Here is a 13,806-nt window from a genome sequence, read left to right as displayed (position 1 = left end):
CAGGGATGAACCTGTCGGAGGTCTGAAAAGTGTAAAGATTGAAAAGGCTAGGGGTAGTAGCTGCGTACCAGAGCGCTAGCGATCAGGCTCCAGCCGTCGGCAACCACAAAGAACGCCAGTTTGAACGGCAGTGAAACAACCGCCGGTGGCACCATCATCATCCCCATCGACATCAGGATCGCGGCGACCACCAAATCGATGATCAAGAACGGCAAAAAGACCAGAAAACCAATCTGAAAAGCACGTGAGATTTCTGACAGCAGAAAACTTGGGATCAAAACAGACAGTGGGGCGTCTGGAGTTGGGTCAATTCCCTGAGTTCCTGGGCGCAGGTCGGACATCGCATAAAATGTGTCCGCATCCAGTCGGGCGGCCATAAAAGAGCGGAAAGGGTCAAGCGCACGGGTCATGGCCTCTTCGACACCTAGTTGCTCTTCGATCAGGGGGCTGATGCCATTGATCCAGGCATCATTAAACACCGGTTCCATAACAAAATAAGTCAGAAACATCGCCAAGCTGATGATCAGCATATTCGGCGGCGCCTGTTGCATACCGATTCCCTGACGCACGATGGACAATACCGTGACCAGAAAAGGGAAGCATGTAATCATGATTGCCAGGCCAGGGGCCAGGCTGAGCACGGTCAGCAGAAGGATAAGCTGGATTGAACGCGCCGAAATCGACCCGTTATCTGCCAACGACAGGCTCAATTCTTGAGCCTGTGCATCATGTGGCATCACCAGCAGCATGGTTGCGGCTAGTGTAAGGAAAATAAGGGACTTCTGGTTCATCCCAGGCCGCTTTGTAGATCGGCTATTTCTGTTAAACGTACTGCCAGCTGTCCGGCTTGATCGCCTTCCATTTCTTCGAGCAGGCCGCGCGCAACCAACCGGTCCCCAACATAGAGATCAACTGGATCTTCGACCCGTTTGTCCAATGTCAGGACGGCGCTTTCGCCCAGGTTAACAAGATCCCGAATCAGAGGACGGGCTTTGCCAACGGAAACCACGACCTCTACCGGAACCGAGTTAAATGGGTTTCCAGCGTCCGCAGTTTTCGCTTTGAGATTGGCGGTATCATCCATAGTTGGCATCCTCTTTGACTTGGAAGGAGAAGGCGTCGACAGATTCGCGGATCGAATCTAGTAACGCCGCACTGTTGATTTCACGTTCTAGGTCGCCAATGCACAAATAGGCCTGACCTGGAGCTAACTCAGCAACTTCTTTAACTTTGACCTCAACCGAGAAGGACTGGGTGAGCACAGATCGCACCGCTGCCCCTTCGCCAGCGGCGACGGAAATTACCATTGGTTGGCTGGTTTGACCTTTGGCCATGCTCGTCAACTGGTCGACGATGTGGTGGCCAAAGCTGGCTGCCATGGCGTCAGGTAAGATCGCACTGGTCAGAACCTTGAACATGGGATCCAGAGATTCGATCAGCTGATTCTGAGCTTCATGGTAAGTGAAGCTCATATCTTCGAGCGAGCTGGCAAGAGTAGCAGATACCTTGGTGGTTTCGCGTTCTTGTGCTCCAACGGCGTCGTCCCAGCCGGCGGTATAGCCAGTTTCGAACGAAGCCAGTTTCTGTTCTTCGAAAACTTCATCTGAAACTGCAGCAACGGGTTCAACTTTCCCAGCGTTGCCGAAATCTTCTAACAGGTGAGCAATAGTCATCAGGCTTTCTCCTCACTCTCTTCTAACCAGCCGCGCAAAATCTCGACCGTTTCTTCCTGGCGGTCACCAATCATGGCGCGCAAGCGGTCTACGGGGTCTTCGGAGCCACCGCCCAGGGCTGGTAGTCCACCCATGCCGTCGCCCATTCCACCCATGTCACCCATACCGCCCATGTCACCGATGCCGGCCATTCCGCCAAACTGGGAACCGTCATCAATCTCACCCGTTAGGGGCATACCGATGTCCGCGCCCATATTTGGGTTGCTCATAAAATCACCACCACCCAATTGCGGTAGGTCAGACATAGGCTCGGGACCCTCCAAAGCGCCTTGTGGAACTTTGTTGGCAAATATCGGTCGAATTACAAACAGGCCAAGAATCAGGCTGACGATTGCCATTGCTGCAATTTGGATCAGTCCCATTGCATCAAGAAAGACATTGTCCATGATCGAGCTTGAAACGACAGTGCCCTGCGGTTCAATCGTCGGAAGCTCCATCGATTTTAGCGTGATGACGTCGCCTCTTGCAGCGTCAAAACCCACGGCAGCCGAAATCAGATCCTTCATCGCAGACAGTTCTTCTTCGGGGCGGGGGGCAAACTCGGTGTCACCTGCTTCGTTGGTCGTGGTAACTCCGTTTACCAATACCGCGACTGTCAGACGTTTAATCGCACCTGGTCCGCGGGTAATCTGCAGCTCGGTTTCGGAAATCTCATAGTTTACTCGTTCCCGAGTTGAGCTGGTATTGGCCTTTGAACCATCACCAGACGCTGCATCACCATCAGGAATGTTTGAAGCGACGGTAACTTCTCCAGATTGGTTGCTAGAAGAATCTGCGCGCTCTTCGACATCTGTACTGATCGCGATACGGCTTTCAGGATCGATACGTTTTTCGCGGATCGATTCGGTGTCAGTAACAATGTCCACGCTCACTTCGACCACGGCGTTGCCTTGGCCTACGCGGGCTTCGACCAGACGAACAACCCGATCGCGAATCGACTGCGAGCGGTCATCGGTCCCAGCACCAGCGGTTGTCGCGGCCTCAGGCGAACTGATAAGTGCGCCATTGGCGTCAATCACAGCAACGTTTTCGACGTTAAGGCCAGTCACAGCCGAAGCGATAAGAAAGCGAACTGCGTTGGCCTGTGCCGGGGTAATAGGGGACCCAGTTGGTACCAGTGAAACCGAAGCAGTTGGCTCTACACTACGCTGAAAAGGATTCGATCCAGTGTTGGCGATATGCACACGGGCCTGAGTTACATGAGGGCCGGCAACAATAGTGCGGGCCAGCTCGCCTTCTTTTGCGCGCCAGTAGGCGGCATCAAACATTTGCGAAGTTGTGCCAAATCCACTGAGTGAATCGAGCAATTCATAGCCGCGGCTGCCGTTTGCAGGAAGACCTTCACCTGCAAGGGTCATCCGCAACTCGTCGCGTTGCTCTACGGGCACATAGATGGACCCGCCCCGCACTTCATATTGAGTACCTCGCTGTTCCAGCGATTGTACCACTTGTCCTGCCGCGGCACTGTCCAGCCCGGCATAGAGTAATTTCATTGTGGGCGTATTCGCCACACGGGACATTGCAAGCACGCTAAGTATCATAATGATCGTGGATCCCACGATGATCAGACGCTTGCGCGTATCCAAACCTGCCCAGACATTCTTGATCTGCTGCACCTTAACCTCCGTCGCACCGACATTCTGATCGGCTTGCAACTGTTTTGACGGATCGGCCTTAACATTCGGTTAGCCACTATGAGGTTATGAAGAGATTGCACGATGATTTTGGGAAAGCCATGACAGACGCTGTAGCAGACATAGAAGAAACACCGGCGAAGCCGAGTAAAATGCCTCTTATCATAGGGCTGGTGCTAGCAATTGCTGGCGGCGGTGGTGGATTCTATGCGGTTCAATCTGGCTTACTGCCATTTGGAAAAACCGCTGCACCCGCAGCGGCTCATGGAGAATCAGCAGGTCCAACAGGGGTAGATAGCGGTGAGTCGGCAGAAGATATTGCCAATATCGCTTTTATCGAAATGGACCCACTGGTGATCACACTGCGTAAAGCCAGTGGCCTGAAACATCTACGCTTCCGCGCACAGTTGGAGGTCGACTTGGCTCACCAAGTAGAAGTTGAGCGAATCCTGCCGCGTGTGGTGGACGTGCTGAACAGCTATCTCAGAGCGCTGGAGGTTGCGGATCTAACTGATCCGATGGCCTTACCTAAACTAAGAGCGCAGATGCTGCGGCGGATCAACATAGCTACCGGGCAGGGGCGTGTTCGAGATCTGCTGATAATGGACTTTGTTTTAAACTAGGAGGACAGGATGGAAATGATTGCAGATATCCTGCTTGTGGCAGGAGCCCTTGGCGCCGGATTTTATTGTTTTGTGCTGGCACGTCGCCTGAACCGGTTTAACGACCTTGAAAAAGGTGTGGGTGGTGCGGTTGCCGTGCTGTCAGCCCAGGTTGATGATCTCAATAAATCCCTGACAGCAGCACGCGAAGTATCAGATGGATCAAGCAAAGTTTTGGATGACCTGACGGGTCGCGCAGAAACAGTTGCTCAACGTCTTGAATTGATGATGGCATCAATGCACGACATGCCCGTTGCTGAAACGGCCAGTGCTCCACGTAACAACGAGGAAAGTGATGCTTTGGCTGCGGCCCTGAAAGCAGAAAAAGATACAGGCGCCGAATCGCTAGATGATCCTGATAAACCTTCTTCGGGTCTCATGTTTGTTCGTCATAACCGTAATCAAAGCCGGGTTGCCTGATGACTAAAGCAACTAAAGCGAAACGTTCTCGGCGGACACGGGTCGGAACCTTGTTCATGTTGGCTGTGCTGCTGATTGGCTCGGCTGCATTACGTCTGGGGTTTGAAGCTGGACCAGCAATCGCCCGGGAAGTGGCAAGTTTGCCTAAAGCTGAGACAGCCGGTTCTGGTGCCGTTGCCCAAGATGACAACACACCTTCTTCTGCCGAGCTGCAGCATATGCTTGCTGCTTTCCAGCAGCGTGAGCAGGTACTTTCTGCCCGCGAAGCTGAGATCGAAGATCGTATGAAGGCAATGGAAATGGCGGATCAGGCGATCAACCAAAAGTTAGCGGCTCTTCAGGCTGCTGAGGCCAAGCTTGAGGCGACACTATCCTTGGCGGATGGTGCAACCGAATCTGATCTAACCCGCTTGACGGTGGTGTATGAGCAGATGAAACCTAAAGACGCAGCGCCTTTGTTTGAGACAATGGATCCTGGATTTGCGGCAGGTTTTCTAGCTCGAATGAAGCCCACGGCGGCGGCTGGAATCATGGCCGGACTTAGCCCTGAGGCGGCTTATACAATCAGCGTCGTTTTGGCCGGTCGCAATGGCTCGGTTCCAACGGAATAAATCTAACTCCGAAGCTTAGGAAGTTTTAAGACGACTCACCTAAACTTCTAAAAGATAACCAAATTCGGAGAACACCTATGATCGGTATTATTGGCATTGTTTTGATTTTTGCCATGGTGTTTGGTGGCTATCTGGCCGCTGGCGGCAAGATGGGCATCATCATTAAGGCGATGCCATTTGAGTTGATGATGATCGGTGGTGCCGGTGTTGGCGCCTTTATGATCAGTAATGACGCAGCTGGTATCAAGCACACCCTGAAAGACATGGGTAAGGTTTTCAAAGGCCCCAAATGGAAGCCAAATGACTACCGCGATCTGCTGTGTCTTCTGTTTGGGCTCATTCGAATCGCCCGTGCCAACCCCGTTGAGGTGGAGCAGCATATTGAAGACCCAGAAAATTCGTCCGTTTTTGGAAAATATCCAAAGATTTTGGCCGACAAAGAAGCCGTAAACCTGATTTGCGACACCATGCGTTCGGCATCGATGAATTACGATGACCCACATCAGGTCGAAGAGGTTTTGGAAAAGCGAATCGAAGCAAACCACCACCATGCGATGCACTCCAGCCACGCGTTGCAAACGCTTGCTGATGGTCTGCCGGCGCTTGGAATTGTGGCTGCGGTTCTGGGTATTATCAAAACCATGGGTTCGATTGATCAGCCACCAGAGATCCTGGGTAAAATGATTGGTGGCGCGCTTGTTGGTACCTTCTTGGGTGTGTTCCTGGCCTATGGCTTGGTGGGTCCGTTTGCTGCAAAAGTGAAAGCCGTTACCGAAGAAGACGGGCACTTTTATCAGTTGATCCGCGAAGTTTTGGTCGCAAACCTGCACAATCATGCTGCTGCCATTTGTATCGAAGTTGGGCGTCAGAATACGCCCTCACATATTCGTCCTGGTTTCTCCGAGTTGGAGGAAGCCCTGAAATCTGTGAAGCAGGAAGCCGCATGATCCGTCAGGTACTCGCATTTGTGGCCACCATGTGGGTGGCCATTCCGGCTCAGGCCGAGACCATTGTCGCCCGTTCGGGCGAGCATGACGGGTTTTCCCGTCTGGTTATGCGTTTGCCGGACAATGCAAAATGGTCGCTGACACAGTCGGGCACCACTGTAACTTTAAAAATTAACGATTCTGCTGCTGTTTTTGACACTTCTCAAGTGTTTAATCGAATTCCCCGTGACCGTCTTAAATCACTGCGCCAAAACGGAGCAGGCTCTCCGCTTCGCCTTCAACTCGGGTGTGAGTGTGAACTGAAGTCATATGTTCAAAAAGACGGATATCTTGTTATCGATATTCGAGATGGTAAGGCAGGACAGACCTATTCTTCTACAAGTGGTGTGTTGCCGTTAGGCACGTTGGCTGAGGCTTCAGGGTATCGGTTCAATCTGTCACCAAGGCAGATTCAAGGCTCCCGACTGGAACTCAATCTTGCAGCAGCTGTCGCAGGGCAAGTGTCTGCTTCTGGAACTGTCCAGCTGCAAACAGAGAACGCACCAACGCCAGAAGAACACGCTGCAGTTACTTTGCCTGCACCGCAGTCTGCAGTACCTCAGGACACTGATACCCAACCAGAAGAAGAGACTTTGCCGTCCGTTAATCTTCTTTTGGACCTGGACGAAACTGCGCGCGCTGCTGCTGTTAACGCGTCTGAACACCGCCTTTTGCAACAGATTGGCCGCGCAACGAACCAAGGGTTGCTGGACTTGATCATGACCGAAGTGAGCGAAGATGATGCGCCTACCGTCGTTGCGCCGCTTGGTACACAGGATCGTCCGATGAATCCGCTTGATCACCTGTCTGTCACGACAGCGGTGGATCGGGATATGGGGCTTATGGCGCAGCAACGCCAGAACGAGACAGTGTTGGCTCACTGCACTCGGGTCAATGATGTGGCGGTTTACAACTGGGGCAGCGACGCCCCGTTTTCGGATCAAATTGGTCCTCTCCGGTCCTCGCTATACCAAGAATTCGATCAAGTTGACCAAAACAGCGTTTTGACCTTGGCCAAAACTTATCTCTATTTTGGCTTTGGAGCAGAGGCACGCACTACGCTGGATTTGCTACCAGAAGGGACCGCGCAAGCTGACACCCTTCGGGCGATGTCTGTTTTGTTAGATGGTGGGCAGGTTGGAAACCCGCACCCCTTTTCTGGGCAGCAGGCCTGTGAAGGCGCTACTGCTTTTTGGGCCGCGCTTGCTGATGGTACTATAAAAAACAACGCTAATACCGAAGCAATTCAGCAGACTTTGGCGCGTATGCCGGTGCATCTTCGGGTTCACCTAGGACCGGAAATCAGTACTTTGTTTGCAGATCTTGGGGATCAGCATATGGCGTCTGCCGCACTGCGTTCGGTCGACCGAACTGGCGTAGAGGACGTTCCTGATATCAACTTGGCACAGGCGGCACTTGCTGATTTGGCCGGGGATTCTGAAGTCATGGCGGAAGAGTTGGAAGAGGAACTTGCCGAGCGTACTGAAAATGCCCCGCGGGCATTGATTGACCTGATCAAGCTCAGCTTTGAAGAACGCAAAGCCCTGTCGCCTGATCTACCAGATCTGGTTGCGTCTTATGAATTAGAAAGCAGGGATGGCGAACTGGGGAGCGATCTGCGTTTGGCCGAGGTCATGGCGCTGTCTTTGACTGGTCATTTTGCCGAAGCCTTTACGGCCTTGGCAAACCTGACAGAGCGTGATGGACCAAGTGCTCGTGCAAATGCCATTGAACCCGTCATGACACTTCTAACGGAACGGGCGGACGATGTAACATTCCTTCAGTACGCACTTATCTTTTCCGAGCAGGGGACATCAAAAGAAGCGACGCCAATAGCTGAAATGATGACTCGCAGGCTGTTGAACTTGGGATTTTCCGAGCAGGCACAATCACTATTGATGAAGCTGGCGCTTGAACCTGCCAATGAAACGCGCCGGTTGATGATGGCTGAAGCAGCCTTGGGGATGAATCTCCCGCACCGGGCTTTGGTGGAACTGATGGGGCTGGATGGTCCTGAGGCGAATGGTCTTAGGGCAAAGGCTCTGTGGCAAAATGGTGAGTTTGGCCGTGCCAGTGAATACTTGTTGGCCGAAGAAGAGATAGATGCTGCTGCACGGGGGTTCTGGCATTCAGAAAACCTGGCGGCGATTGCGCCAGATGAGAATGTACAGTTCAGTCAGGTTGCCGAAGTAACGGCTCAACTCGATGTAAGAGCGCAGGATCCTGAAGAAATGACCCCTCTGGCTCATGCCCGAGCCTTGGTTGAAAGCAGTGTTGATACACGAGACAGCATTGAGGCCTTGTTGCGAGGGGTCTCGAGCGATGCAGAGCAGGAATAGTGAATAGACTATTTCTGTAGGTGTGTGTGTACCGCAGAATACCATCCAATCAAAAAGCTGCCCCAAAACGGGCGGCTTTTTAGTTAATTCGATAACGCTTTGTCAATTCTCTGGGCCTACTTTGGAGTACGGGTAGACCCAGAATTGGAATTGGCAGAATGCCGAGTAAAAACAAACAAATAGGCCTGAAAGCCGACGTGCGCTGTGCAAATCGTCTCGGACGAGCGGGAATCACCCGAGCGCTGTTGTGTTGTGTTGTGCTATTTAGCCATTACCCCCTAGGTCCTGCTCAGGCTGCGGCCCCTCAGGTGGCTGCATTGTGTGACATGGCGGCGCGGCGCGCAGCACGTAACCACGACGTACCCTTGGATGTGCTTCGTACCATCACCCGAACCGAAACCGGTCGTGGTGGCAGTCAAGGCCTGCAGCCCTGGCCTTGGACCGTCAATATGGAGGGTGCAGGGAAGTGGTTTCAGACTGAAGATGAAGCCCGCGCCTATGTTTTTTCGCATTTCAAGCGCGGCGCACGCAGCTTTGATGTTGGTTGTTTTCAGATCAATTTCAAATGGCACGGGCAGGCTTTCGACTCGATCGACCAAATGTTCGACCCGCTTGTCAATGCGCAATATGCAGCACAGTTTCTGCGGCGGCTTTTTGATGAAAAGGGCGACTGGTCCGAAGCAGCCGGCGCATACCATTCGCGCACACCAACCTATGCCAACCGATATACCGCAAGGTTTGACCGTATTCGGGCAGACTTGTCTCCCGCTACGACAGTCGCAGAATTGCCGAACCGTACACGTCGGCGCAGAAATTCCGACGGACCGCTTCCGTTGGCCAGTCTTCACTCACCTGCACCGCTGATTGCACAGGGATCTATTTCCATGGGATCGCTTGTCCCTATGGCAGGCTCCGCCGCATCCTCAAGTGCTTTGATAATGATGGAATGAGAGTTCACCACCGTGCCTAATCTATCAACAAAAGAAATGCTCTCTCCGACCGTTTTATTGGCTCTTGCGCTGATGGCGATCATTGTGATGATGATCCTGCCCATGCCGTCTTGGGTCCTTGATGTGGGGCTGGCGGCCTCTTTTGGTCTTGCCATTCTGATCTTCACCGTCACGCTGTTTATCGAGCGACCTTTGGATTTTTCGGCTTTTCCAACTGTGTTGCTCGCATCCCTGATGCTGCGCCTGTCGCTCAATGTGTCATCCACAAAACTGATCATTGGTGAGGGCCATACCGGTACGGATGCGGCCGGCAATGTTATCCAGGGTTTTGCCCAATTTGTTATGGGCGGCAGTGTTTTCCTTGGTCTTGTGGTGTTCGGCGTTCTGTTGATCGTGAACTTCATGGTGATCAACAAAGGCGCCACCAGGATGGCCGAGGTTGGCGCTCGTTTTGCCCTAGATGCCATGCCCGGTAAGCAGCTGGCAATTGATGCGGATGTTGCATCAGGTGCAATTGATCACGCAACTGCCAAGGAACGTCGCGAGCGTGAGCAGCAAGAGACAACCTTCTTTGGTTCGCTGGATGGTGCATCGAAGTTCGTAAAAGGGGATGCCATTGCCGGTTTGCTGATCACCATGATGAACCTGGTGATGGGGCTCGCTATGGGTGTTCTGGTTCAAGGGATGCCAATTGGCGCCGCCTTTGAAACCTATGCGATCCTGACTGTTGGTGACGGCCTGGTTTCGCAAATTCCCTCGGTGATCATTTCTATTGCTGCAGCCCTGCTGTTGGCCCGTGGTGGCAATCAGGGGGCTACGGATATTGCGCTAGCCGATCAGATGGGAAAACACCCAGCTGCGCTGGCAACGGTTTCCATTCTAATGTGCCTGTTTGCGCTGGTGCCGGGCCTGCCATTTGTTCCCTTTATGCTGGGTGGATGTGTGCTTGGGGCCTATGCCTATCGAATGTACCGCAAGGCCAAGGATGAGGAAGAGGCGGTAATAGAAGAACAGATAGAGCAGGGCGAAGAGGAAGTTGCTGCCAAACCGTTGGGTGACATTCTGGATCTGGACGATGTCCATTTGGAGTTTGCACCTGATTTGGTTGGCATGGTTCTGGACGCCGGAACTGGGCTGGATACACGCATTGCCAATATGCGAACCCATGTCGCCAGCGTATTTGGTCTGATCCTGCCCGAAATCCGACTGACCGATGAGCCCGAGTTGTTGATGGGCACCTATGTAATCAAGGTGCAAGGTGTTGAACAAGCGCGTGGAACGCTGCACCCGGATATGGTTCTGGCTCTGATGCCTGACGCCCATGATAGCCTGCCGAGCGGCACAGATGTGACCGAGCCTGTATATGGAGCTCCTGCGCGCTGGATTTCGACCAAGCACCAAGAAGATGCGGCGCTGGTTGGTGCCACAATCGTGAGCCCACCTGAAATCCTGGCAACTCACTTGCTTGAGGTTATGAAACAAAACTTCTCGCGCCTGCTGACATTGAAATCGCTGCGCCGTCTGTTGAATGAAATGACACAGTTGTCGGATGATTTCCGCGCTGAAGCCAACCGTAAGCTTCTGGACGAATTGGTTCCGGACAAGGTTCCGGTAGACACTTTGCATTCCGTGCTGCGCCTGTTGTTGGATGAGCGTGTATCGATCCGCAACATGCCGCTCATTCTCGAGTCGATCGCCGAGGCACGGATGCATACCACCCAGCCTGAAATGATCTGTGAGCTTGTCCGTCAACGCCTTGGGTTCCAGCTGGTGTCCGAGATGAAACGCGAGGATGGGAGCATTCCCTTGGTTCAGTTGGCTCCGGAATGGGAAGATACCTTTTCGACCTATCAGATCGAAACACAAGGTGGTGGAATGGACATTGCTTTGCCGCCAGATTTGTTCAACAAACTGGCCGAAAGCATGTCGGATCGTTTGAATACGATTTCCGAAACCGGGATCTTTCCAGCGGTTGTCACATCTACGCGTCGTCGGCGCTATCTTCGCACCATTCTCAAGGCGCGCGGCATCGCAAACCCAGTTCTGTCATTCGAAGAAATTGGCTTGGATGCCCGTCCGGCACTGGTAGGAATGGTCGCAGCATGACGCCGATTATGCCGCCTGAACTGGTGGCACTTCTTGGCGCCGGGTTTTGGCACGGTGCCATAGTCTTTCTGCGCGTGTCGGCGTTGACTGCAATGCTGCCTGGGTTTGGTGAGCAATATGTTTCGATGCGAATTAAACTGGCCATTGCAGTGGCGTTTACCTTCATCGTTGCGCCAGCCATACCGACCCTTCCACAGCCCGATGGGGTGTTGCACTACGCCGGTTTTGCAGTAACGGAATCGATTATCGGGTTGGCGCTTGGTGCAACTATTCGCTTTTTTGTACATGCCATCCAGACTGCTGGTACAATGGCAGCACAGGCGACGTCTCTCTCGCAGGTGTTGGGAGGTATAGGACAAGAGCAGATGCCAGCTATTGGGGCTGTGCTGTTGATTAGTAGCTTGGCCCTGGCGATGATGCTGGGACTACATGTGCGAGCTGCTGAATTTCTGATTTACTCCTACGAAATGTTTCCCGTGGGTGTATTCCCCAACGGCAGCAGCCTGTCCGAATGGGGCGTATATCGCGTTTCACAGGCCTTCTCATTGGCCTTCACCTTGGCGGCGCCTTTTGTCCTTGCGTCGGTGCTGTACAATCTCGCAATGGGCGTCATTAACCGTGCGATGCCATCGCTAATGGTTGCCTTTGTTGGCGCGCCGCTCATCACATTTGGTGGTTTGTTCATTTTGATGGTGGCCAGCCCAATGATCCTGAAAGTGTGGAGCGATGCGCTTATGAGCTTCTTCGCTAATCCCGGCGGGGGCATGCCATGAGTGGCCAGGACGACGATACCGATAAGACGTTTGACCCGACGCCGGAAAAGCTCAAAAAGGCGCGGGAAAAAGGAGAAGTTGCCAAATCCACTGATCTCTCAGTGGCTGCAGCCTATGCCGGCCTTGTGATTGCGTTCTACGGATTTGGAGCTGGTTCAATCAGTGCGCTTGGATCCACTTTGATGACCTTGCTTGATCAACCTGATCGGCTGGCCGAGTTGTTCTTCGAAGGCCCGTCATCAGCGCCGGTTGGCGGTTTGCTTTCAGGCGTCACCGGCGCCGTACTGCCATGGTTTTTCGTACCGTTTGTTTTGGTTCTACTGTCTATTGTTGGCCAAAAAGCGCTAGTGTTTGCCCCGAGCAAGCTGGAAATGAAGCTGTCCAAGATATCTATTATTTCCAACGCTAAGAACAAATTTGGTCGCTCTGGTTTGTTTGAATTCGGTAAGAGTTTTACCAAGCTGATCGTCTACTCTATTTGCCTCGGTGTTTATTTCAACATCCGGCTTCCCGAGATGGTTGCATCCGCTGCAACCAGCCCTTTTACCGTGGTGGCGTTGCTCGCCCAGTTGGGAATGGAATTCTTGGGCATTGCCCTGCTGGTTTCCCTTATCATTGGCGTTGTGGACGCAGGTTTTCAACATGCCGAGCATCATCGTAAAAACATGATGTCGCGCAAGGAAATCATGGACGAGACCAAGGATTCTGAAGGCGATCCACACATGAAGGGCAAACGCCGCCAGCGTGGCCAGGAAATTGCGCTGAGCAGTATGCTTGCTGAAGTTCCCAAAGCAGATGTTATCATCGTCAACCCGACCCACTATGCGGTTGCGCTGCAATGGGGCCGTGAGCGCGGAACCGCGCCGACCTGTGTGGCCAAGGGGGTGGATGAAGTAGCGGCCGTTATTCGTCGCGTTGCCAACGAAAACGCGATTCCAATTCACAGTGACCCACCAACCGCACGGGCACTGCACGCCACCATCGAAATTGGCGACGAGATTTTGGAAGAACATTATGCACCTGTGGCAGCAGCCATCAGGTTTGCCGAAGAAATGCGCAAGCGCGCCAAAGGGAAAATCTGATGAAGCAAAAGATGCTGGATCAAATGGCCGCGGTGACCGAAGCACAGTACCTTCAGGAGCACGCCAAAATTAAACCCATTTTGGATGAAGAGGCTGTGCTTCGTGGCAAGCTGGCTAAACTCGATGCTCAGATGAAAGAAACACGCGAGCAGAGCGAGCGGGATCATGCCATGCGGGCATTGGGAGCAGACCTGTTATGGCAGGGATGGCATAGCCGAACCCGGCGCCAGTTGAATATGGAATTGGCACAAGTGACCGCGCGAAAACTTAAGGCCTTGGACCAGGTCAGAAAGGCTTTTGGTCGCAAACATGCGGTTGAAACTATGGCCTCTCAAGAGCGGAAGAACACCAAAATGATCCGCATGAAGAAAATGGAAGCGCGGCTGCTGGGTCTTAGTTGAGCAGCAAATTGATGCTTCCATAAGACTGGGAGCACGAGTGCCTGAACGACTGAGCATCGGGTAAAGCACCGCAAGATTGCCTTGGATTTGTAAAAACCGAGGGAGGCAC

Annotated in this window: 14 protein-coding genes; 10 read left to right on the top strand and 4 right to left on the bottom strand. The window is 52.9% G+C overall.

The features are described 5' to 3' along the window. Positions 1 to 47: 47 nt before the first annotated feature. From fliP to fliF, 4 genes are read right to left on the bottom strand one after another with little or no spacing between them, the layout of a single operon-like run. Positions 48 to 791: a flagellar type III secretion system pore protein FliP gene (fliP, locus tag AC2T28_RS03855; RefSeq protein ID WP_486747625.1), complete on the bottom strand. Its 744-nt coding sequence runs from the start codon at positions 789 to 791 to the stop codon at positions 48 to 50. After that, complete coding sequence (locus tag AC2T28_RS03850) at positions 788 to 1,084, bottom strand: FliM/FliN family flagellar motor switch protein (RefSeq protein ID WP_486747624.1); 297 nt, start codon at positions 1,082 to 1,084, stop codon at positions 788 to 790. Before AC2T28_RS03850 ends, fliP begins: the two co-directional genes overlap by 4 nt. After that, a complete protein-coding gene (locus tag AC2T28_RS03845) occupies positions 1,077 to 1,673 on the bottom strand; it encodes an ABC transporter ATP-binding protein (protein ID WP_486747623.1) in 597 nt (198 codons plus the stop codon). Before AC2T28_RS03845 ends, AC2T28_RS03850 begins: the two co-directional genes overlap by 8 nt. Then, positions 1,673 to 3,349 carry a flagellar basal-body MS-ring/collar protein FliF gene (gene fliF, locus AC2T28_RS03840; RefSeq protein WP_486747622.1) on the bottom strand — a complete coding sequence of 559 codons (1,677 nt, stop codon included), beginning with the start codon at positions 3,347 to 3,349 and terminating at the stop codon, positions 1,673 to 1,675. The genes AC2T28_RS03845 and fliF overlap by 1 nt, the downstream gene beginning before the upstream one ends. A 119-nt stretch (positions 3,350 to 3,468) precedes the next feature. On the opposite strand from fliF, the gene AC2T28_RS03835 reads away from it, so the two are divergent. The 10 genes from AC2T28_RS03835 (at position 3,469) to AC2T28_RS03790 (ending at position 13,697) form a co-directional block, all read left to right on the top strand. Next, positions 3,469 to 3,990 (top strand): flagellar basal body-associated FliL family protein, encoded by a 522-nt coding sequence (locus AC2T28_RS03835; protein ID WP_486747621.1) that lies wholly within the window; start codon positions 3,469 to 3,471, stop codon positions 3,988 to 3,990. A gap of 9 nt (positions 3,991 to 3,999) precedes the next feature. Next, positions 4,000 to 4,449 (top strand): hypothetical protein, encoded by a 450-nt coding sequence (locus AC2T28_RS03830; protein WP_486747620.1) that lies wholly within the window; start codon positions 4,000 to 4,002, stop codon positions 4,447 to 4,449. Next, complete coding sequence (locus AC2T28_RS03825; protein WP_486747619.1) at positions 4,449 to 5,060, top strand: MotE family protein; 612 nt, start codon at positions 4,449 to 4,451, stop codon at positions 5,058 to 5,060. Before AC2T28_RS03830 ends, AC2T28_RS03825 begins: the two co-directional genes overlap by 1 nt. Before the next feature lie 77 nt (positions 5,061 to 5,137). Next, positions 5,138 to 6,007 (top strand): flagellar motor stator protein MotA, encoded by an 870-nt coding sequence (gene motA / locus AC2T28_RS03820; RefSeq protein WP_486747618.1) that lies wholly within the window; start codon positions 5,138 to 5,140, stop codon positions 6,005 to 6,007. Then, on the top strand, positions 6,004 to 8,385 hold the full coding sequence (locus AC2T28_RS03815; RefSeq protein ID WP_486747617.1) for a hypothetical protein: 2,382 nt from the start codon (positions 6,004 to 6,006) through the stop codon (positions 8,383 to 8,385). Before motA ends, AC2T28_RS03815 begins: the two co-directional genes overlap by 4 nt. A 308-nt stretch (positions 8,386 to 8,693) precedes the next feature. Beyond that, positions 8,694 to 9,335, top strand: coding sequence for a transglycosylase SLT domain-containing protein (locus AC2T28_RS03810; protein WP_486747616.1), 642 nt, complete (start codon positions 8,694 to 8,696; stop codon positions 9,333 to 9,335). A 36-nt stretch (positions 9,336 to 9,371) separates the two neighbouring features. Further along, positions 9,372 to 11,441 (top strand): flagellar biosynthesis protein FlhA, encoded by a 2,070-nt coding sequence (gene flhA / locus AC2T28_RS03805; protein WP_486747615.1) that lies wholly within the window; start codon positions 9,372 to 9,374, stop codon positions 11,439 to 11,441. Beyond that, the gene (locus tag AC2T28_RS03800) at positions 11,438 to 12,214 is read left to right on the top strand and encodes a flagellar biosynthetic protein FliR (protein ID WP_486747614.1); all 777 of its coding nucleotides are present in this window, start codon (positions 11,438 to 11,440) and stop codon (positions 12,212 to 12,214) included. Before flhA ends, AC2T28_RS03800 begins: the two co-directional genes overlap by 4 nt. Next, positions 12,211 to 13,296: a flagellar type III secretion system protein FlhB gene (gene flhB, locus AC2T28_RS03795; RefSeq protein ID WP_486747613.1), complete on the top strand. Its 1,086-nt coding sequence runs from the start codon at positions 12,211 to 12,213 to the stop codon at positions 13,294 to 13,296. Before AC2T28_RS03800 ends, flhB begins: the two co-directional genes overlap by 4 nt. Next, positions 13,296 to 13,697, top strand: a complete 402-nt coding sequence (locus AC2T28_RS03790; RefSeq protein ID WP_486747612.1) for a hypothetical protein — start codon at positions 13,296 to 13,298, stop codon at positions 13,695 to 13,697. The genes flhB and AC2T28_RS03790 overlap by 1 nt, the downstream gene beginning before the upstream one ends. The last annotated feature ends 109 nt before the right edge of the window (positions 13,698 to 13,806 follow it).

The organism is Parasedimentitalea nitratireducens (assembly GCF_057444295.1).
This window is presented reverse-complemented; position numbering and strand designations above follow the sequence as displayed.

Bases quoted from the DNA above. Each gene is read 5' to 3' on its own strand.
- fliP (WP_486747625.1), bottom strand. From the start codon at position 791: ATGAACCAGAAGTCCCTTATTTTCCTTACACTAGCCGCAACCATGCTG.
- AC2T28_RS03850 (WP_486747624.1), bottom strand. From the start codon at position 1,084: ATGGATGATACCGCCAATCTCAAAGCGAAAACTGCGGACGCTGGAAAC.
- AC2T28_RS03845 (WP_486747623.1), bottom strand. From the start codon at position 1,673: ATGACTATTGCTCACCTGTTAGAAGATTTCGGCAACGCTGGGAAAGTT.
- AC2T28_RS03835 (WP_486747621.1), top strand. From the start codon at position 3,469: ATGACAGACGCTGTAGCAGACATAGAAGAAACACCGGCGAAGCCGAGT.
- AC2T28_RS03830 (WP_486747620.1), top strand. From the start codon at position 4,000: ATGGAAATGATTGCAGATATCCTGCTTGTGGCAGGAGCCCTTGGCGCC.
- AC2T28_RS03825 (WP_486747619.1), top strand. From the start codon at position 4,449: ATGACTAAAGCAACTAAAGCGAAACGTTCTCGGCGGACACGGGTCGGA.
- motA (WP_486747618.1), top strand. From the start codon at position 5,138: ATGATCGGTATTATTGGCATTGTTTTGATTTTTGCCATGGTGTTTGGT.
- AC2T28_RS03815 (WP_486747617.1), top strand. From the start codon at position 6,004: ATGATCCGTCAGGTACTCGCATTTGTGGCCACCATGTGGGTGGCCATT.
- flhA (WP_486747615.1), top strand. From the start codon at position 9,372: ATGCTCTCTCCGACCGTTTTATTGGCTCTTGCGCTGATGGCGATCATT.
- AC2T28_RS03800 (WP_486747614.1), top strand. From the start codon at position 11,438: ATGACGCCGATTATGCCGCCTGAACTGGTGGCACTTCTTGGCGCCGGG.
- flhB (WP_486747613.1), top strand. From the start codon at position 12,211: ATGAGTGGCCAGGACGACGATACCGATAAGACGTTTGACCCGACGCCG.
- AC2T28_RS03790 (WP_486747612.1), top strand. From the start codon at position 13,296: ATGAAGCAAAAGATGCTGGATCAAATGGCCGCGGTGACCGAAGCACAG.